A 20,762-nucleotide genomic window follows, 5' to 3' on the forward strand; every position below is an offset into this window, starting at 1 on the left:
GGATGAAACGTATACCCTTTGACCAACTGCAGCAAACGTTCAAGCATATACTGCTACAGCTTTCCTTTACCGAGGAGAAGGCGGCATTATGCGCCGGCATTTTTGCGGCCAATAGCCGGGATGGCGTGCATTCCCACGGATTGAACCGTTTTCCGGTGTTTGTGCAATACATAAAAGACGGATTGGTGAACCCTTCCGCGGAGCCCGAACTGCAAAGCAGCAATGGCCTTATAGAAACCTGGAACGGCAACCTGGGCGCGGGCATGTATAATGCCACCAAGGCTATGCAGCGGGCCATTACGCTGGCCACAGACAACGGTATTGGCTGCGTGGCGCTACAGAACACCAATCACTGGATGCGGGGCGGTACCTATGGCTGGCAGGCGGCAGACGCAGGCTGTATAGGCATCTGTTTTACCAATGCCATTGCAGGCATGCCCGCCTGGGGCGGCGCAGAACCGGTATTGGGCAATAATCCGCTGGTGATAGCCGTACCGCGTACAAAAGGGCATATTGTGCTGGATATGGCCATGTCGCAGTTCTCCTATGGCAAGATGCAGGAGTATGAGCTAAAACACGAGCAACTACCGGTACCCGGTGGTTATGATGACGCCGGCAATTTAACCACTAACCCATCTGCCATACGCGCCAATAAACGGGCATTACCTATTGGCTTCTGGAAGGGCTCCAGCCTGGCGCTGGTGCTGGATATTGTGCTGACGGCATTAAGTGGCGGCCGGTCTACGACTAAGATAACCGCGGATAAAAAGGAATATGGCGTGTCGCAGTGTTTTATTTGTTTACGCCAGCCGGATATGCATGATGCGCTGGTAGAAGAGATCTTGGCGTATACGAAGAGTAGCCAGCCGGCTATGCCCGGTGGGCGGATCTCTTACCCCGGGGAGAATACCCTGCGGACAAGGGTGCAGAGTGAAAAGGAGGGAGTATTGGTGAATGAGGAGATCTGGGAGCAGGTGTTGCAGTTGAAGTAATGGATATTACGGTCTTACCCCGGCATATTCCACCAGTCCCTGAACATCTTCAGCCGTTATGCCGCCGTGGAAGTCCGGACATTCCATGCCGTCACATTCCTTTAACCATGCTTTACGGAGGCTGTCTTTTCCACGGGATGGTTTGTCCGTAAGGAACCGATAGATGTAATCTGCATTACGCTGCTCAAGGATCTCACGGAAAGGAGGTCCAGTTAGCTTTTTATGTACGTTATGGCAGCTGGCACAATTCATCTGGAAAACCAATTTACCGGCACGGGGGGATGCCGGCGTATGGAAATCAGAGAAACTAAGCGGTTTATCAGGTGCAGGATCACTGCCTTTGAAACTAACAGACTGGAATATCTCTAAAACAGTGGCCGTACCCTCAATATCCTTTCCAGAGAGGCTAAATTCATTCCCACCTTGTACATTCACCAGCTTTATCAGCACAAAGCCATCTCCATCCTCTTTGGGGATCTCTACCAGGGCGGAAAAGCCATTGATCGTATCGCCGGCGTAACGCTGCTTTGTAGTATCTCCCAATGGGAAATGTGCGGCTGTAGCTCCCAGGACAAAATTGAGACTGTCCTTGCCATTCGTTAGCCCACCCATCAAAACATCACTGCCATAGCTGTTATACAGCCACCAGCCGGAAGGCGTTTTTAGTTTAAAAACACCGGCGTCAAGTGTTTGCCAGGGTGATGGCACATTGCTACAGGCAATGTAGAGGAAGATTAGTAAGGCGGTGATTAAGCACTGTTTCATAGGTATTAATAGGTAAGCGAAAGTTGGTTATTCTTTCCCACTTCATATATACACGTTTGTGGGCTCACTATCGCAGGAGGAGATGGATAATGATGGGGATCAAATCTTCGTAGATTTCCGATTTACAAATAACTTCCGTAAATAATATTGCGGCTCTCAAATGAAATATTATTGCTGAAGTATTCCTTCGTGCCGCTGTCAAGGTTAATAAAAAGCAATTCTCCTGTTTTTTCGCTGCGCACCAAATTGTACGCTGTCCGGAAATAATCTGACAGCGCCCCGTTAGGTAGATTATAGGCTGAACTTTGTTTTTGGGGCTCAAATCTCACCAACATCGTCTCGTTTGAAAACGCAAATAAGGTATCCAAAGTCATTTGATAACCAGTTTCGGGCGACATAGCGTTCATCCCCTTCTCCTCCAATAACTGCCTGAATTTTTCTTCGTTGTCACCAAAATAAACTATCGTGATTTCACCCGCCCATGAAATTTCTCCTTCTTGGTACAGAACGCTGATAGTATATTCACCTGCTGCGTGGCTCAGCAAGATGTTCGTAGCCCTAACGGTTTCTACAAGGGCGTGGCCAAACCGGTGGGTTACCTTTTTTTGGCCAGCGACGTGAAATAAAAAATAAATGAGGCCGATAACCGGCCATGGAAGCAATGCAGACCAAAAAACGCTTAAATATGTATTAAGGGTGATCCCCAACACCACAAAAGCAATAAGAAGAAAGGAAAAAAGTAAACAACCAGACAAAGCCGAGTCGCTCTCATTTATTTTGGGGGAGCTTCCTTTTCTGAGAATTTTTATTTCTTCAGCGTTAAACGGTCTTTTCACAGGCGTGGTTTATCTTGCTAAGATACATTTTAAAAGATATGACATACCGTTATATTCCAGTTTGCGCTTATTGATTATAGTTCCAGCAACCAGCTTTCACCCGCATCAAGAAAATAATTCGTATTTTCTGCCCAATAACAAACGCAGGGAAAGTAATTGTATAGTATGTGAAAATCCTCAAAAATCAGCGTGAAGCGCTCACCCTAAAACAAGAAAATGGAAACATTAGTAATCAAAGAAAGGAAGAAAAAATATAAAACCGACCTAATTGTTATGACGATAATATTCGGTCCATTACTTTTTTGGTTCATAAAATATTCCGTTGAGCCGGGATTTGCTATCTTTTTGACCATTGTATTGCTGATCATCCCGTTATTTATATTTGCCGGATATATATGGGATGTTAAATCGAAAATAGAATTATCGAAAGACGGGGTAGTGCTTTCCTATGGCAGAAGCATTTTTGACATTGTACATTTTGAAGGCAAATTCGCTATTCCCCCGGATACAAGACTTACGTGGGGTAATATCGCTGAATTTGATGTAGCATCCATCTCGCAACAAAGTTCAGGTGGTAGCGACGGGGCTGCCACTACTACGACTAATCACTATCTTTTTATATCGTTTTCCAACCAAGATGATTTCCCTGTATCCCAGCGTCTGGCCTCAATGAGGTTGAGACGTTTTGAAAAGACCCCGGGTGAAATTTTAGCCCTTTGTAAACAATATCAAACTGAATTTGGGAAGATAAAGAAAGGTTGAAATGCCCGGAATAATAGAATTGGCAGGAATAAGAAAGCGTTATCTGCGTTGTGGTGGCAAATGTCTGCAGTGCAAAAAAGTCCCGGTAAAACTGCCGCTTCACCAGGACTTCTATTTTATTCTGACAGTCTAATCTTCGCTGGTACCATCGTCCGCCATACGCACAATACGCGGGGAGAACCTGGCCACTACATCTACCAGGTCCCGCTGCGCGGCCATTACCTGGTTAATATCCTTATAAGCCATGGGCGCTTCATCCAGGCCGGCGCCAATCAGCGTTACATTATTTGCTGCCAGTATGGCCAGGAAATCTTCCTTAGCAATATTCTGTATGGCTTTTGTACGGCTCATCTGGCGGCCGGCGCCGTGAGAGGCGGAGTTCACCGCATCTTCATTGCCTTTACCCCGTACCAGGAAACCAGGCGCGGTCATACTACCCGGAATGATCCCCATCACGCCTTTACCTGCCGGCGTAGCGCCTTTACGGTGTACGATCACTTCCTGGCCCTGCCAGGTTTCTTTCCAGGCAAAATTATGATGGTTCTCCACCCTGGCCAGGATGGTACCGCCTATAGCCTGCGCCAGTTTGTTATGGATAGTCTCATGGCAGGCGGCTGCATAATCGCCCGCCAGGTTCATGGCCAGCCAGTATTCCTGTCCGGCGGCGGACTGCATATCCAGCCAGGCCAGGTTGGCCGCTTCTTTTGGCAAACGGCACAGCTGTTTTGCCAGGCGGGTATAATAACCCGCTATGGTAGCGCCTAAACCACGGGAACCGGAATGCGTTAACAGGGCTACGTATTTTCCTTTGTTGATATTCAGTGCCTCGTCCCGTTCAGAAAATTCGATCACGCCCCATTCTACAAAGTGGTTACCACCGCCAGAGCTACCCAGCTGTGACCAGGCTTTATCCTTTAGCTGTTTAATAAACTGCGTGAGATTAAACTCATCCCGTGACAAGACCGCGTGATCCGCACGGTAACGGCCATGGAAGCCAGCGCCTGCGCCGAATTTAGTATGTTCTATCAGTTCCTTCTTAAAGACATCTTCGTGCTGCAGCAGGTGTGTTTCCGGGATATCGAGGATAGTCAGCGCCATACGGCAACCAATATCCACGCCTACGCCATAAGGAATAATGGCGTTATTGGCAGCCAATACCCCGCCGATAGGCAGGCCATAACCCTGGTGGGCATCCGGCATCAGCGCACCTGCAGTGGTCACCGGCAGGCGCATGGCTACGCTCATTTGCTTACGGGCGCCTTCATCAATATGGGCAGCGCCGTAAATGGCGTAATCCTTTGGCTCCTCTGATAAGGCAATGGTAGTATCTACCGGGGCATTGGCATCCTCTATAATGGCGGTAGCCAGTGGTTCCAGCTTCTCGTCGTCCAGGAATTGCTCCGGTTGTTCCTTTACCTGTTTTAACAGGGCCAGCGCAGCGTCGTGCTCCTGTGGCAGACCTGGCTGGTTTAACAGTTCCAGCGCCATACCCAGGGTACGCCCCTCTGTATAACCGATAGCAATTAAGTCCCGTCCGTTTATTTGTTTTTCCATTGTATTCCTTTTTAGGAGTGATACAGGGTATCCCTCATGTGTACTAAAATAGCGGTTATTTTTTCTTTATCCGGCACATCCCGCAAAGTGCTGGCCGGGTAGGCGGTGGTGATCTCTTCCATTAGTACATTTGCCTTTTGCAACAGTTCCTCATAGGAGTAGTTACCTGCCTTTATGGACAACAGCTCCTCCCGGTTGGGCCGTTTTACCTGCAGCTTGTTTTCACGGGCTATCTCTACCGCCACCTGCAGCAGGCGGATGGTGTGCATCATGTTCTTGGCGTCGTAGCCTTTGCCGTGGGCCATGTTCCCCTGGTAGCGGTGCTCATTGCGCAGTTCTACCCAATCCCAGTACTCCCGGTATTCTTTGCAGTAAGCGGAATAGCCTTCCTGGTTAAAGCTCATGTAAGCCTGTACCGTTTGTCCTTTAGGGATGGGGGAAAGGGATACATCGTCCGCCGCGGGGCCGCTCACAATACCATTGTACCTGAACGTACCATCCGCATCATAAAACAGCGCGTACATACCTTTTGCATGTGGCACGCTGCTTAGCCCGCAGCGTTGCTGTATCCGGTCATGGGCAGCCAGCCAGCCCTGCAAGGGAACAGTGGTATGCCCCTGTAATACGTAGCAGAAATCCGGCACCGCTTTCCGTTCTTTAGGTATAGGGTTTACGATCTTCTTTTTATAACCCCGTGCCTTTTGCACCTGGGTGATAGCATAACCGGCAAAAGTATCCTTACATAGTTTTGACAGGAACATATCTACCTGTAGCTGTTCCATGATGGGATGCCGGTACCGTATCTCGTCTTCCGGCGTAGCCAGCAACTCCAGGATATTGGGATTATTTTTGAGCAGCAGTTCCAGAAAACGGCCGAGCTCATAATATACCTCATCATTTGTTTCGTTAGTGAGCTGTGTTACGCCATCCAGGCCATAGAACTGTTCCTTGGGCAGGTAGTACACGCCTTTCAGGTCTGTATCGGATGTAGGGGTATCCAGCCCATAAGCTTTGCTACCGCTCACACATTCCAGCAGCAGCCAGCCGTTCTGTTTCATTTCTGCTATTGTCATTGTATTCCTGCAAGGTTTTTATGAAAAATGCATCCAGCCTTTCAGTTTCGAATTCATTCCTGGGCAAGCTGGCCGAAGCCGCTGATATACTGGCAAACTCCTGTGCTATAAATGATCTCAGATCAGCAGCCAACCGTATCATGTATCCCTCTGCCGCAGTGGCTTTGAAGTCTATAAGCTCCTGTACCTGTTGCCGTAGGCTGTACGGCAGCAGTACCATCAGGGGCGCCATTTCCATGGGGGCTATGCTGTTACGCTCCAGGCACCATTTTGCCGCCAGTAGCGGCCGCAGGACGTAGAACAGTTTCTTGATCCGTATCTCGTCACCCTGCATGGTGTCCATTGCGCCCTGGGCTATCCCCAGGTAATGATGCATATTGCTCCGCTGGCTAAAGAAATGCGGGCACAGCGCCCACAGGTCTTCCCTGAATCCCGGCCGTTGGTCATATATTACCGGCGATTGCAGCCATTCAAACGGGGTGGTGTTTGACTTTCTCATCAGTTGCAATACCTTACGCAAATCCCATCCATAGATATCCAGCTCGTCATTTATGGGAAAGCTCAGCTGATACTGACTTTCCTGTACTGCAAGATAGTGGTTCAGGGGGCGTATATAGATAAATCTAACGTCATAATCGCTGTCCGGGGAGGGAAAACCCCAGCCCCGGCTGCCGGATTCGCAGGCGTACAACAGCTGTATGCGGTTGGCGGCGGCTATTTGTTTTAGCTTATTAAGTATTATAGTTTGCATTGGATCTTTGTTTTAAAAATAATGCCGGCTTTTGCTGGGCCGGCATTATTGTCATCACATAGTCGCTGCGCTTTAATCGCCCAGCAACAGTTTTGTCACGGCGGCCGCATTTTGTGCCCACTTAACGGTATAAGATTCTTCTGCGTCTGCTGTTTCCAGTTCCTGCAGGCCCTGTGCTTCCGCTTTTATGCGTAGCAGCTGACCAACGGACAATTTGCTATCCAGCTTCTTTAACATGGCGGTAATATTCCGCATATCCAGCCGCTGTACTATCTGGCCTTCGAACGGCATTTCCAACCACACGATCTCTGCCTGCTGCACATCCAGCACGCCAAATACCAGGCCTTTATCCAGGCTGTTGGTGATACGTACCTGGTACTGTACGCAGGACGGATCATATGCCACACCGCTATGCGCAGAGATCTTCATGGGGTATTTGCTGTTCATCCAACCCACTACCAGGTTAGGCGAAATACTACCATTGCTGTACGCATTACAGGTGAAGGTAACATAGCGGGCGCCGGCTTGTTGCAGATGGTACACGTCTATCTCAATGTATTCTGCCGTACCTACCCTGTTCGGGATGTGCCTGATATCGCCACTATGCTTACAACCTGATATCACCAGGGAGCTGTAAGAACAACGCTCCTGCCTGTTATCGTAGGTGACCATACAGCTCAGGTCCATATCCAGGTGCTGCGCCATCATACCGGTACCCCACTGCATGAACAAACGTACGGTATTGCCTTCTACCGTAAAACGGGTACCCATTAGGGCCGCCGGCAGGTCCTGCACGGTATTGCTCCTATCGCCAATAGCCATCGGCATTTTAAACAGCTTCGGATCTATATAGATAGTTTTGGCGGTGTTTTCTATGGCTTCAAAGCGTTTCTTCACTGCCAGTAAGCACAGGTCTGCCACGGCGTCTTTCATTTCCTGCAACTGCTCATTGCTGTACAGCTTTAACAGGCGGTTAGCCGGTATATTTTTGTTTACGCCACCCAGGGGCTTTACCACGCGGTTATTGTCCGGTTCAAAACAATTCTCCGCATACATGCTCAATGTTACCAGCAGGCGGGCCGGCACTTTATCCACTATGCGTGAAAAAGCTTCGACAGTGCACTGGTTACCGAACCACAGCATATTTGCAAACAGGGAGCGTGCAAACAAGCCGGGACGGTCCTGCAGCAGGTTGAAAGTGCTATCCGCATCAAAGCGCAGGCGGTAATGCTGCACATGAGCGTCCCATACATCGTACCGCTGATGGTAGAACATATCCAGCAGGGCATGCAGCTTCTCAAACCCTTTACGTTTGCTGTATTCCGGCAGGCGTAGTGCGCGGATGAAACGTACCCACATACCCCGTTTAGCGTGCATGTTCTCACACATGGCCGCCACATCCGGCGCCATATTATTTAACCAATCCGCCACCATCAAACACTCTTTACGGCCATATTTAAGCTTCAGATCATTTTTAGCATTAATCCGGGCCTTTGCGCTGTTATCCAGCGGGCGGTGTATATGGCTGTTATTTTTCTTTATACGTTTAACGATGGTCTTAGGCGCTATTATCTGCAGGAAACCGGTATGTTTAAACCACAGGTAACGCAGCACATCTGTAGGAGAAGCCAGTAACGGCTGCACCTTCTCTGGCTGGCCCGCATTGATGCAGGTATCTATCACCTCCATTAAGGTTTCTTTCATACCCACCTTTACTTCCGGCAAAGGCAGTACATTCAGCAATAAACGCAGGCTATCCGTCTGCGTAGCATCCAGCGCGGTTTTAGAGGTTAACAGGTCATGGAGAAAGGCCGACGCATCCTGACGGGTCCATAATTCCAGGACCTTTTGCTGGCTGCCTTGTTTAATATGTTCAATGGGCGCATTTACGAAAGGCATACCACAAAAAGGGCAGCCATTATAACGGTACAGCGGAAAAGTGTTATCCGGGATGATATGACCACAGGGCAAACATGCACCCTGATCCTGGAAAATATTGGCATAATAGGTAGCAATATGATCTTCCAGGGACTCATAGGTAGGTACCTCCCAGTCCTTTACCAGGGGCGTCCAGTTCTTATGCATACCCAGCACTTGCTGCAGTGTATCCAGGATCACGGACTGGTATCCAGGTATTGTGCTTTTTAAGGCCTGCAGCAGCGGCTCAGACACTGTAAAACCTAGTTTGGACAGGTTGATCAGCAGCATACCAGTGGTACCGGTTAACCGTGCACCTTCCTGCAGTAATGCAGTGTCCGGGATAAAGATGGCCTGTTGGCGAAGGCTGACGGTTAATAATTGATTCCTCATTTTCTTTACATTTTATAAACCAGATAATCTGGTGGCTCGTTTTTAATTTTAGGTGCATATGAAGTAAGCCACCATTGACCTAAATTTCTTGAGAAGCAGGCCGGAATCGAACCGGCGTCAGCGCCCTGGCACAATGAGCAGTAAGTTATAATTGACCGGGAGCGATAATTTCAGAACTCTTCATAAGGGCCCTATCCTACCACTAGACGACTGCCTCTACATTCAAAACTGTAATTGAAAAAGTGTGTCATTTAAAGGTGAGTTGAAGTAACTTTTTCTTGACCGCTTTGATGATACAAATATGCACGTGCATGTGCGCAGTGCACCTGCGCAGGAAAGTAAATTTGTAAAATATTTTTTAGATGGTTGATTTATACGGTTTTATCATCTACTATTTTTTGCATCTACACTATACTGCGCAGCTGTATTGCGCAGGAAAAAGCTTTCTATTACTTTTAAGCTCAAAAAAGGTGGTATGTCTATTAATAAACTGGCCCTGATGCGTTATAAAACCATTGATGAATGCCTGCGGAACAGGTACCGTAAATGGACATTGGAAGACCTGATAGGAAAAGTGGCGCATGTACTGTATGAATATGAAGGGATCAGCTCCGGCATTAGCCGGCGTACCATACAGGCAGATATACAAACCATGCGCAGCGATAAGCTGGGTTATAATGCGCCCATTGTGGTGCTGGAAAAGAAGTATTACAGCTACAGCGATCCCGCCTACAGTATTACTAATGCCCCTATTAATAATGCGGACGTAGAAAAGATGAAGGAAGTGGTAGGCCTGCTGAAACAGTTTAACGGGTTCAGTTATTTTGAGGAGATGAGCGAGCTGATTGCCCGGCTGGAAAATAACCTGTATAAGACCACCCATCCCGGCCATAATTATATACAGTTTGAGAACAACCACCTGCTAAAGGGTCTGGAACATATTAATCCCCTGTACCAGGCCATATTGCAACAAAGGTCCTTGCTGGTCACTTATCAATCCTTCCGGGCGGCCCAGGCGCAGGAACACATCAGCTATCCTTACCTGCTGAAAGAATACCGTAACCGCTGGTTCCTGATCTGCTGCGATAAAAAGGGGAAACAGCTGACAACCATGGCACTCGACCGGATCATTGGCTTTCAGGAGCTACCCAAGGAAAAGTTTGTGCCCTACGATGGGGTGGATTTTGACCAGTACTTCCATGACGCCCTGGGCGTTACCAAAACGGAGAAGGACCGGGCGCACAAGGTGGTGCTGTTCGTAGCCAAACACCATGCGCCGTATGTACTGACCAAGCCGATCCATCATTCCCAGACCTTATTAAAAGAAGACGAAAAGGGGATCATTATCTGTATAGAAGTGGTATTGAACTTTGAGCTGGAGCGGGAGATATTGGGATTTGGTGAATATATGAAAGTATTATCGCCCAAAACGCTGGCCGGGAGGATAACGAAACGGTTGGAAAAAGCGGTGGAAGGATATGAGTGAGTTTTAAGGATGGCCTGCGTACGGGAAATGTACGGATACGGGTTTCATAGCAATGTTATAGCAGTTTCATAGCAATGTCAAAGCAATTGTGGGGTAAATCTCCTATTTTCCCCTACCTTTGCGTTTCCGAAATCAATTCGGCTGCTGACATCTCTGCAAGGGGCAGATGTTCCTACCCAAGCCCCATCATCTAATCTTTTTTTTACAAATTAAAGAACATGCCATCTATTGGATTCTATTGTGATCCTCTCCGCATTGAACAAAATGCGATGGATCAGCTACAGCAGTATGCCCGGCGGCCGTTTGTAGATACGATCTGTGCGTTTACGGATATTCACTACTGTGCAGAAAAAGCGCTGCCGGTGGGGGTAGCTTTCCAAACCACTGATTATTGTTATCCGCTGATCACCGGAAAGGATATTGGCTGCGGTGTGATGTACCTTAAAATTGACAAAACATACTGGTTAAAGCCTCTTGATAAACAGGCGCATTTTCAGGCGCTGTACTTCGCCCATCAACAAATGACAGACGATGGGCTGGGCGGCGGCAACCATTTCCTGTCCGTAGAAGAGGACAGTGAGGCGGTATACGTAATCTGCCATACGGGCACCCGTAACCGGGGCATTGCCCTTTACCAGCGCTGCCTGGAGTTAACAAGGGAGTTTTCCCGTGCTTATGGACAGGACGTGGATTATGTGCACCGGGATTTTCTGCCAACAGATTTTCTGGAGTATTATAATAACACGCTTCAGTTTGGTTACGAAAGGCGGAAGAATTTCTGTATCAAAACCCTGTTGTTTTTGCAGAACGCCCATTATGTGGCCGCAGATAAACGCACCTTTGATAAAGGCTATCTCCATATCAACTACAAGGAGCTGCCCCATGAAGGAAAATTGAATGGTACGCCCTACCAACTGGAGGACTCCATTCATAATCACCTGCGGTTCGGGGGCGAAAACATTGTACACCGCAAAGGCAGTACGGAACTGGCTCCGGGTAAAACGGTGGTGATACCATTGTCAATGTCCCGTGGCAGCCTGTTAGTACAGGCCCGCACCATTGCCGCCGCAGAGACAGCCCTGCTTTCCTGCGCGCATGGAGCCGGACGGCGCCTGTCGCGGTTTGATGCCATGAAACACTGGAAAACGGTGTTAAAGGAAAAAGAACGTAAAGCTTATAAGGCACGTTTCCCGGAACTGCTGAACCGCTCCGGTAATTTTCCACAAGGGTACATACAGGAATTTGACTTTGCGTACAAGGACGCCACAGCCATATTCGCACATCAGACATACCTGAAAAAGGTAACTGAGACAAGGCCCGTGATAACGATCAAGTACACGGAGATTTGATAGTCGAACGGATGGGCTGCATATACTCATCCCTCCGCCGGATAACCATGAGGGTGTTGTTTATATTGAAAAACAAACCCTTAGGAAAAAGTTTGAAAAAGAACTTCAGAGGCTGGTCTTTTAGACCGGCCTCTATCTTTTAATATAAGCAGTTGTTTCCCGGTAGCCACCATACTACCATTGATATAAAAAGCCCCTGCTACAATCATATTTTTTGTATATTTTCTATCTCTGAAAACCCGTCTCTTTTTAAACCTTCCACGAAATGAAAACAAAGAACACCATTACCCGTCGTCAGTTTATTGACTCCGCCGCTAAAGCGTCCCTTGCTTTTACGATCGTACCCCGCCATGTATTGGGCGGACCCGGTTATGTAGCCCCCAGCGACAAGCTGAATCTGGCTTATATTGGCTGTGGCACCCAGGGCCTGCGCGAGATGTGTGAGCTGATCACCAACCCGGAACTGCAGATCGTGTCCGTTTGTGATCCTAACAAGGTGAGCACCAATTATGTAGACTGGTCGCCCAACGGTATCCGCAACGGCATCCGCACCGTATTAGGCGATCCCAACTGGGGCGCTTCCTTCCAGGGCATACCCGGCGGCCGCGATATAGGCAAGGAACTGGTAGAAAAGTACTACAGCAAACAGCAGCAGAGTACCTATAAGGGCTGCACCGCCTACAACGATTTCCGGGAGTTGCTGGAAAAGGAAAAAGATATTGACGCCGTAAAAATCATGACCCCGGACCATCTGCATGCCTATATTTCTATTGCCGCCATGAAAAAGGGCAAACACGTAGTGATCCACAAACCGCTGGCTAACCGCATGTATGAGGCCAAACTGGTAATTGAGACGGCCCGGCAAACAGGCGTAAGCACCCATCTGCTGGCCTGGAGCAAACGCCCCGGCGCTGCACTGGTGAAACAGTGGATCGCTGAAGGGCATATAGGCACGCTGCGCGAGATCCATAACTGGTCTAACCGCCCGGTATGGCCACAATGGACCAGCAACCCTACCGATACGCCCCCCGTGCCGGAGGACTTTGACTGGAACCTGTGGTTAGGCCCCGTTCCTGACCGCCCTTATCATCCCAATTATACCAATAATGTGTTCCGCGGCTGGTACGACTTTGGCGCCGGCAGCATTGCGGATATGGGGCATTACAGCCTGTGGCCCCTGTTCCTGACGCTGGGTATTAATACCGCCCCGCTATCCGCAGAGGCCTGGGGCACTACCACCAGCGCCATTGATAATCATGTAAGTCATGGTGTGCCTAATGATGTAGCCTTTCCTTACTCCTGTATAGTACGTTTTAAATTCCTCAAGCAGGAAACATTACCGTCCTTTGAACTGTTTTGGTATGATGGCGGCATGCGCCCCAATACGCCGGATGAACTGGGCGACGGTGTTCTGGAGCGGGAAGGTATGATGTTCGTAGGCGATAAAGGAAAGATCATTGCCGGTTTCCGTTGCGAAAGCCCCCGGCTGCTGCCGGACAGCAAAATGGCCAGCGTAATGAAAGGACAGACGCCGCCCAAAGAAGAGGCAGACCGTAATGACAAATACTGGATAGATGCATTCCGGAACAAGACCCAGTCTCCCGGCAGCTTTTTGCTGGCCGGCCCGGTAACGGAAACCATCCTGCTGGGCGGCGTGGCGCTCCGGTCTAAAAAACGGCTGGAATACAATTCCAAAGAGATGCGGATCACTAATAACGAAGACGCCAACAAATACTTTCACCGGGAGTACCGGAAAGGCTGGGAGCTGTAAGCATCATCTATCTAAAACTGTACTGTTATGAACCGACGTGATTTCCTGGAAAAAACGGCAGTGCTGGGCGCTGCCGGCTTAATAACACTCGTTATGACAATGATACCCTCCACACAAAGCCTGGCAGGCACACCACCTGTAAAAGACGATATATCCCTGGCCCAATGGGCCCTGGTAGAAGAGATACGGACCGGCAAATGGAAAAACCTTGATTTTCCACGTATTGCCCGTGAAGATTTTGGCCTGAACGGGATAGAATTTGTAAATACCCTTTTTGAGGTACCTACAGAAGGTTACCTCAAAAAACTAAAGCAGAACGCAGCTACCCACGGGGTGGCCATGGTACTGATCATGGTGGATGATGAAGGCGATGGCTGCGGGGCTACCGCTGCGGAACGCAAACAATTTGACATTAACCACCGCAAATGGGTGGATATTGCCCATTACCTGGGTTGCCATGCTATCCGCACCAACTGCCGCGGACCGGAACATGCAGATAAAAAGGAGGCATTGAAATGGGCGGCGGAATCCTATCATATGCTGCTGGATTATGCAGCCGCTTCAGGTATCAGCATAGTGATCGAAAACCATGGCGGCGTTTCCAACGATCCGGACTGGATGGTGGCCTTAATGAAGGAGGTAAACAACCCGGCCTTTGGCACTTATCCGGATTGGAGAAAGCCCGCGCCGGATTTTGACAACCTTACGTATCTGCAGAAAACGCTGCCGTATGCAAAAGGGATGTCTTATCGGAACCAGCCTTCTGATGAGTTGACTGTGAAGATGATCCAGTTAAGCCAGGCGGCGGGGTATAAAGGTTGGTATGGCATTGAATCCAGCGGCCGGGAAGAGATAAAGAAGGGGATTGGGCTGCTGAAGGAGCATTTGCTCAAAGTCTAAGTAGTTTATATACGGGGATCTTCCGTTATGCGGAAGATCCCTGGTTATTTATGTGATAATCTATTCCGTCAGGTCGGATAACTTCTTTGCAATCGTCTGCTTATCTGTATTAGTCTTCGCCAATGTCAGCGCATTCCGTAAATATTGTTTGGCCCGCTCATTATCAATACCGGTATACAATTCCCCCAGCAATGTGTAGTAATAATGATTATCTGTTAACTGCAGTTTCTCCGCCTCTTCAATAGCAGCAGCTTTGCCATTTGCTTTGGACAGCGCAAAGGTCCTATTAAGCGCCGCAATAGGTGAATATGCTATCTGCAGCAGGTTATTGTACAATTGGAGGATATGCTCCCATTTTTCTTTAGTATCTGCTTTGATGGTGTGCCAGTAGGCAATATTTGCTTCCAGGTGGTATTTTGATATACGGCTGCGCTGTGATGCCTCTTTCAGGAAATAAGCGCCTTGCGCTATCAGCGCATTATCCCATAGGGTTTCATCCTGCTCCTGGTACAGGATCATCTCACCGGTTTCATCTTTCCTGGCTTCAAACCGGGAAGCATGAAAACACATCAGGGCTAACAGCGCATTTACGGCAGGTTGGTTGGTGAACGGGTTTTCAATCAGCAGATACGTAAGCCGCATGGCCTCCAGGCATAAGTCTTTTCTCAGGGTGTTATCATTGCTTTCAGAATAATAACCCTCATTAAAGAGCAGATACAAGGTGATAAGCACGGTTTCCAGCCGTTTGCTGATTTCCGGCGGTGCAGGCAGTTCAATCGCTATGTTCTCTGCCTGCAATTTCTCCTTGCCCCGGGCCAGGCGCTTTTTGATGGTTTCCTTATTGGTCAGGAAAGCATTGGCGATCTCTTCCAGGCCGAAACCGCAAAGGATACGCAGCGCCAGCCCTATTTGTGCCTCCGTAGGGATAGCAGGGTGGCAAATAGCAAATAGCATCTGTAACTGACTGTCTGTAATATGCTGAGCAGATAGATCTATTTCCGGCTCAACGGATGATGCCGACAGATACTTCAGTTGACCCGCGATCTTATTGGTAAAAAGCTGTTTGCGATTACTGTAGTTGTGCGCTTTGTTCTTTGCCACGGTATACAGCCATGCAGTGGGATTTTCAGGGATGCCCTTATGCGGCCAGGTTTCCAGGGCTGCGATGAAGGTTTCGCTGGCAATGTCTTCTGCCGCCTCCATATGTCCGATACCAAAATGTTTACAAAGCACCGCCGTTATCCGGCTGAATTCGGATCTAAACAAATGCGGTATCAGTTCCTGTTGATTCATTATTAAGGTGATGGGCTGACTAAAAGCGCTGCCTGGTGATCCAACAACTCCTGCCTGCTTTTTGTCAGCCCTTTAAATACATTAATGTGTACCGTCGCCTTTGGCGATCTTTCTTACCTCTACGCTGTTGCCCTCGCCCTGGAGTACAGGACAGCCCTTTGCAAAAGCCACCGCTTCTTCCACAGAATCTGCTTTTACAATAATATAACCGCCAATAGTTTCCTTTATATCTCCAAAGGGACCGTTGGTAACCACATGTTTGGCGTCTTTGGTCATTACCACCTTTGCATCGTCAAATGGCAGCCCATTGCCCAGTACATACTTATTCTGGGCTGCAATGCCCCCAATCCAGTCCATTGTCTGTTTCATCCAGACTTGGATCTGTTCCGGAGAGGCAACTTCCTTACCGTCCTGGTGACGGAAGATCAACATAAATTCATTCATGAGTTTTGGTATTAGTAGTGATAGAACCTTTTAACACAGTTATACCCAGCTGCTTTATGAAGTTAAATACATTTGGCCATCATTTAAGCCCCTGGATAACTGTGTACACCATAATAACAAACGGGGTAACTGGCGGGGGACAACCTGGGGGATATAATTGTTTACCTCAGCAGTAGCAAATGATGAACCCTATTATTGTCTGGCCGGGGTACTAAATTGTCTGTTTCAGGTAGAAAGTTCGTTGTCAGCGGCTGGTTTTAAAACAGCTTTGTATCATCAAGCAACTTAAAACCTTCAGATCATGAACACAAAAACAGCAAAAACAATTTATTGGACAGGCGCCGTATTAACCTCATTATGGTTTGGCGCCAGCGGATTTTTTGAGTTAACCAAAAATCCGATCGTATGGGATATAACAGTACAATTGGGATATCCTCCACATTTCATTTATATCCTTGGTGTTGCCAAACTTTCAGGGATCATCGTTCTTTTAACGCCTAATAGATTACTTAGATTAAAAGAGTGGGTATTTGCCGGGATCTTTTTTGATATCACATTCGCCTTCTTCTCAAAAGTAAGCGTACTTGGCCTCCCAGCTACAACTGATGCTATTGTCGCATTTGTTATGGTAACGGTTACTTATACGATGTTCAGGAAGTTATACCCGGCAGCGTATACGCCGTGGCTTTTGCCAGGGCGTAATGCGGACATCCTGTAGCGCTCCCCCGGGGGAATCGGGAATTACCAATTCCCCCGGAACACCGGACGGCGACTATCTATGTCAACAATAAGGCTTGCACGTTAACTTTTCCCCAATCATCCAACGGTTATCCTAGGGCTGCAGTTTCAGTTTAATGGTGCAGCAGCGGTAAAGGAAACAAGGTTACCAGCCGGGGAAAAGTGTATGAGATGGACTAACATCTTTGGGTGAGGGCGGGGTAAAAGGTAGCTGAAAAATCTTATTATTGCGGACACAAGCATACAATACAACCTATGATCCCTAACCAACTGCATGTTCCCGGTATTCAGTTCTTTAAGCTCAAACCTTACCAACATCGTCAAAGAGAGCGCCATAGCAGCGGCTATCATGGCACTATGACAAACAATGGCGAAGTGTATTTACACAAGCATTATTACACGATGATAAAGGTTTCCAACGCATGGCGGATTGGTTTTAAGAATGTTTTGAATGTTCCGGTGGATGTCATGATGCAGTTCAGTATACATGATAAATACGGCCAACTGGAAACCTTTACACAGGGATATAATAATCTTCGTCCAACCGAGCCGGCTGAGATATTTTTTGATGTGCAGGATAAAAAGTTGAAAATCATGCTTGATATGGTGGAGGTTTATGCTAACGGTTACCTGCATACTGCTACTGAGGTAAAGCAGTTTATGCCGCCACAGCCCTGGGCCGTAAAAAGCTGGGTGGTGGCTTTGGTCATGGCTATCGTCTCCGCCGCGGCGTTAACTGACCCGCACCCCATGAATTTCATCAGCATATCATTGCCGTTCCTGGCGCTTGCCATGACGGGAGCGGGATTCCTTCACCGGACGCCTGTTATGCTCATGCTGATTTTCTTATCGCTTGTTCCATTCTCTTCACATAGCCTTGAAATAAAAACGACGATCGGGGTGATGGGATTGGGTTATCTGTATTGGGTATGGAAAAAGCGCCATTCGATAAAAGATTTTCTGATGGGGAGTGCTACGCCATTGAGGTAGGGATAGGATGCACTGGAAATTTGTTTCGTGGCGCCTATTATCTTTATATTTGAATAAAGAACCGCTGATTTGAAGCCGGGTAACAATGATGTCCATGAGCTTTGGAAGCAATCTACTCTTTTTCTTTAGCGCGCTGGGCGCGTTTAATGGCCTCATTGTTGGCACATACTTTCTTTGCTTCACGACGAAGAAAAACCTCTCCAATTATTTCCTGGGCGCCCTGCTAATTGCACTAAGTATCCGTGTTGGAAAATCTGTAGCCTATTTTTTTGACTATAATTTATCGAGAACAATATTGCAAATTGGACTGACAGCCTGCCTGTTCATCGGTCCTTTTTTATACCTTTTCGTGAAAACGGAAATGCAGCAAGTCCGGAAATTGCCGGTGTCGTGGAGCATACAACTGGCAGCCTGGGCGGCGGTAATACTGATAACCGGTTTAGTTTTTCCCTATGAGCAGTTCCCGCACCTTTGGACGCATTATATTATCCCGGCAATCTATCTGCAATGGGGAATTTACATCGGCCTCACGGTAGTGCTGATCAAACCGCTTTTTAAAAAGATCCGGGGCAGGGAAAAACTCAAACCTTTCGAAAAATGGATCCTGGCCATCTGCGCAACGATATTTTTGATATTTATTGCCTATGTATGGGCTTATGCAAACATCACCAAAGGCAGCTATATTTCCGGGCCTTTGTACTTTTCCCTGATAACCTATCTCATTATATTCGTATTGTTATACCGGAAAAAAGCAAATGATCTATCTTCTTTTGCCGGTCAGAAATACGGCGATAGGAAGTTGAATGAAGACGAAGCCCAAAAGATCGTTGCCAAACTACAAATGGTTATGAGCGGGAAAGCGCTCTTCCGGAACCCAAACTTAAAAATAGGAGATCTGGCCCATGAGATCGATGTTCCTGGTCACCAATTGTCCAGGGTCCTGAATGACAGTCTGGGGAAAAACTTCACCCTTTTTGTAAATGAATACCGGGTGAATGCGGCGTGTAAGCTGCTGTCCAGCCGGACAAATTTCACGATAGAGGCCATTGGAGACGAGGTGGGATTTAACTCAAAATCTACTTTCTTCGCCGCCTTCAAAAAAATTAAAGGATTGACACCCAATGCGTATATGCGGAAATCTACTCCGGATTCATAAATCCGTACTAATATCTTAGGGTTTGGCTTCCCCGAAAATACAGGAAACTGCATCTTTGGCTAAACGCCTTTTTGTATGAAAAAGATAGCCCTGTTGCTTAGTTTATTATCCACCTGTTTTTGGGTATTTTGCCAGGATATAGCCACCGAGCGGCCACTGATTGAAGCGGCCCCTACACCCCAAGCCGTCAGTGACGCTAACACAGAGGCGGGAAAGAAGGTGGACTCTTTGTTTGCTGCTTACAATTCACAAACCCCAGGGGCTGCTGTAGCCATTGTTAAGGACGGCAAAGTTGTCTTCCAGAAAGGATATGGAATGGCGGACCTGGATCATGATATACCGGTCACACCACAGACAGTTTTCAATATTGCCTCGGTATCAAAACAATTTACTGCCTTTGCCATATACCTGTTGGCCAGTGAAGGCAGGATCTCGCTCGAAGATGATATCCGGAAATACATTACTGAATTGCCGGACTACCAAACAGTTATCAAGGTGAAACACCTGCTTGGCCATACAAGTGGTTTGAGGGATCAGGCGGCTATCTGGTCGTTGGCCGGGAACCTGTCAGGCGATATCTCAACGACTGAACAGATTTTGAAGTTAATAGCAAGACAAAGAAACCTGAATTTTACGCCCGGCACCGCATTTAGTTACTGCAACACCGGCTATACCCTGCTCGCGGAGATCATACATCGCGTAACCGGTAAATCATTTGCCACCTACACAGCGGAGAAGATATTTAAGCCACTTGGGATGATCAATACACAGTTTTATGATAATTATGGGAAAGTGGTAAAAAATAAAGCCGAGTCCTACGAGCTGATAAATGGCGTTTATTTCCATCATCCATTGAATGTCTCCAATCCTGGCCCATCCAATCTCCTGACCACAGTAGAAGACCTGACCAAATGGGCATTGAATTTCGAGCACCCGGTGGTAGGAACGCCGGCCTTGATAAAAGCGTTTAATGAAGCATCCTACCTGGATAATGGCCGGAAAGTGGTGTTGCGGATATCCGGAGAGCGAGATACCATCTTCCATGCGAAAGGGCAGAATCTAAGTAATTATAAAGGGGTAGATATGATCACACATGGGGGACATACGGCCGCTTTCCGCACTTTTATGGGCCGTTTTCCCGGAGAACGTCTTGCCATCATTGCACTGAGTAATGATGAGAACAATGAAAGGCTGAATGCGAGATGGCAGATAGCTGACTTTTATATAAAAGATAAATTGAAAGAGGAAAAGCCGTCAGCTGCTGGTACAGGGCAATCAGTGGTTAAACCTGCTGTAGTGTATCCCAGTAATCTCCAGGACTTTGCCGGCGATTATTACAGCGATGAGCTCAGCACCAGGTACACGTTTGTGGTGCGGGGGAATACCCTTATCATGACTCATCTGAAGCTGGAAGATATTGAGTTGAAGCGCGCGGGGGAGCATAAATTCTCAGGTTCTGGCCCGGAGACGTTTGCGTTTGATATAGAGTTTCTGCGGGATGAGAAACAGGGGGTGAGCGGATTTACGATTTCGAATTTTGGGATAAAGGATTTGAAGTTTGTGAAACTGAAATAACCCGGGGGAATGTCCTT

18 protein-coding genes and 1 tRNA gene are annotated in these 20,762 nt (G+C 47.8%); 10 read left to right on the forward strand and 9 right to left on the reverse strand.

What is annotated here, in order from left to right; all coding sequences use genetic code 11:
- The first annotated feature begins 2 nt into the window (after nt 1-2).
- The gene (yiaK, locus tag F0L74_RS02340; RefSeq protein WP_149836221.1) at nt 3-992 is read left to right on the forward strand and encodes a 3-dehydro-L-gulonate 2-dehydrogenase; all 990 of its coding nucleotides are present in this window, start codon (nt 3-5) and stop codon (nt 990-992) included.
- A 6-nt stretch (nt 993-998) separates the two neighbouring features.
- Here yiaK and F0L74_RS02345 read toward each other — a convergent pair whose 3' ends face one another.
- Together F0L74_RS02345 and F0L74_RS02350 are read right to left on the reverse strand one after the other, a co-directional pair.
- A complete protein-coding gene (locus tag F0L74_RS02345) occupies nt 999-1,757 on the reverse strand; it encodes a c-type cytochrome (protein WP_149836222.1) in 759 nt (252 codons plus the stop codon).
- 122 nt (nt 1,758-1,879) lie between these two features.
- On the reverse strand, nt 1,880-2,593 hold the full coding sequence (locus F0L74_RS02350) for a hypothetical protein (protein ID WP_149836223.1): 714 nt from the start codon (nt 2,591-2,593) through the stop codon (nt 1,880-1,882).
- A 216-nt stretch (nt 2,594-2,809) separates the two neighbouring features.
- Here F0L74_RS02350 and F0L74_RS02355 point away from each other — a divergent pair, with 216 nt between their 5' ends.
- A complete protein-coding gene (locus F0L74_RS02355) occupies nt 2,810-3,355 on the forward strand; it encodes a hypothetical protein (RefSeq protein ID WP_149836224.1) in 546 nt (181 codons plus the stop codon).
- Nucleotides 3,356-3,484: 129 nt separating this feature from the next.
- Here the strand turns inward: F0L74_RS02355 and F0L74_RS02360 are convergent, their stop codons facing one another.
- From F0L74_RS02360 to F0L74_RS02380, 5 genes are all read right to left on the reverse strand, one after another.
- Entirely contained in the window at nt 3,485-4,909 is a 1,425-nt protein-coding gene (locus F0L74_RS02360) for an RtcB family protein (RefSeq protein ID WP_149836225.1), read from the reverse strand.
- A gap of 11 nt (nt 4,910-4,920) precedes the next feature.
- Nucleotides 4,921-5,982: a DNA polymerase beta superfamily protein gene (locus tag F0L74_RS02365; protein ID WP_149836226.1), complete on the reverse strand. Its 1,062-nt coding sequence runs from the start codon at nt 5,980-5,982 to the stop codon at nt 4,921-4,923.
- Nucleotides 5,924-6,733, reverse strand: coding sequence for a nucleotidyltransferase domain-containing protein (locus F0L74_RS02370; RefSeq protein ID WP_149836227.1), 810 nt, complete (start codon nt 6,731-6,733; stop codon nt 5,924-5,926). Before F0L74_RS02370 ends, F0L74_RS02365 begins: the two co-directional genes overlap by 59 nt.
- A gap of 72 nt (nt 6,734-6,805) precedes the next feature.
- Nucleotides 6,806-9,043 (reverse strand): hypothetical protein, encoded by a 2,238-nt coding sequence (locus tag F0L74_RS02375; protein ID WP_149836228.1) that lies wholly within the window; start codon nt 9,041-9,043, stop codon nt 6,806-6,808.
- 91 nt (nt 9,044-9,134) lie between these two features.
- Nucleotides 9,135-9,260, reverse strand: a tRNA-OTHER gene (locus tag F0L74_RS02380).
- A 258-nt stretch (nt 9,261-9,518) separates the two neighbouring features.
- Here F0L74_RS02380 and F0L74_RS02385 point away from each other — a divergent pair.
- The 4 genes from F0L74_RS02385 (at nt 9,519) to F0L74_RS02400 (ending at nt 14,549) form a co-directional block, all read left to right on the forward strand.
- Nucleotides 9,519-10,529: a helix-turn-helix transcriptional regulator gene (locus F0L74_RS02385; RefSeq protein WP_149836229.1), complete on the forward strand. Its 1,011-nt coding sequence runs from the start codon at nt 9,519-9,521 to the stop codon at nt 10,527-10,529.
- A gap of 218 nt (nt 10,530-10,747) precedes the next feature.
- A complete protein-coding gene (locus F0L74_RS02390) occupies nt 10,748-11,878 on the forward strand; it encodes an RtcB family protein (RefSeq protein WP_149836230.1) in 1,131 nt (376 codons plus the stop codon).
- A 265-nt stretch (nt 11,879-12,143) separates the two neighbouring features.
- Complete coding sequence (locus tag F0L74_RS02395; RefSeq protein ID WP_149836231.1) at nt 12,144-13,649, forward strand: Gfo/Idh/MocA family oxidoreductase; 1,506 nt, start codon at nt 12,144-12,146, stop codon at nt 13,647-13,649.
- A gap of 27 nt (nt 13,650-13,676) precedes the next feature.
- On the forward strand, nt 13,677-14,549 hold the full coding sequence (locus F0L74_RS02400) for a sugar phosphate isomerase/epimerase family protein (protein ID WP_149837210.1): 873 nt from the start codon (nt 13,677-13,679) through the stop codon (nt 14,547-14,549).
- Between the two features lie 60 nt (nt 14,550-14,609).
- Here the strand turns inward: F0L74_RS02400 and F0L74_RS02405 are convergent, their stop codons facing one another.
- Nucleotides 14,610-15,842: an RNA polymerase sigma factor gene (locus F0L74_RS02405; protein WP_149836232.1), complete on the reverse strand. Its 1,233-nt coding sequence runs from the start codon at nt 15,840-15,842 to the stop codon at nt 14,610-14,612.
- 81 nt (nt 15,843-15,923) lie between these two features.
- A complete protein-coding gene (locus F0L74_RS02410) occupies nt 15,924-16,286 on the reverse strand; it encodes a YciI family protein (RefSeq protein ID WP_149836233.1) in 363 nt (120 codons plus the stop codon).
- A 301-nt stretch (nt 16,287-16,587) separates the two neighbouring features.
- On the opposite strand from F0L74_RS02410, the gene F0L74_RS02415 reads away from it, so the two are divergent.
- From F0L74_RS02415 to F0L74_RS02430, 4 genes are all read left to right on the forward strand, one after another.
- The gene (locus tag F0L74_RS02415) at nt 16,588-17,004 is read left to right on the forward strand and encodes a DoxX family protein (RefSeq protein WP_149836234.1); all 417 of its coding nucleotides are present in this window, start codon (nt 16,588-16,590) and stop codon (nt 17,002-17,004) included.
- A 275-nt stretch (nt 17,005-17,279) separates the two neighbouring features.
- The gene (locus tag F0L74_RS02420; protein WP_149836235.1) at nt 17,280-18,014 is read left to right on the forward strand and encodes a hypothetical protein; all 735 of its coding nucleotides are present in this window, start codon (nt 17,280-17,282) and stop codon (nt 18,012-18,014) included.
- Between the two features lie 94 nt (nt 18,015-18,108).
- A complete protein-coding gene (locus F0L74_RS02425; protein WP_149836236.1) occupies nt 18,109-19,170 on the forward strand; it encodes a helix-turn-helix domain-containing protein in 1,062 nt (353 codons plus the stop codon).
- Nucleotides 19,171-19,245: 75 nt separating this feature from the next.
- Nucleotides 19,246-20,745 (forward strand): serine hydrolase domain-containing protein, encoded by a 1,500-nt coding sequence (locus tag F0L74_RS02430; protein WP_149836237.1) that lies wholly within the window; start codon nt 19,246-19,248, stop codon nt 20,743-20,745.
- The last annotated feature ends 17 nt before the right edge of the window (nt 20,746-20,762 follow it).

This window comes from Chitinophaga agrisoli, from assembly GCF_008386695.1.
GTDB classification, from domain to species: domain Bacteria; phylum Bacteroidota; class Bacteroidia; order Chitinophagales; family Chitinophagaceae; genus Chitinophaga; species Chitinophaga agrisoli.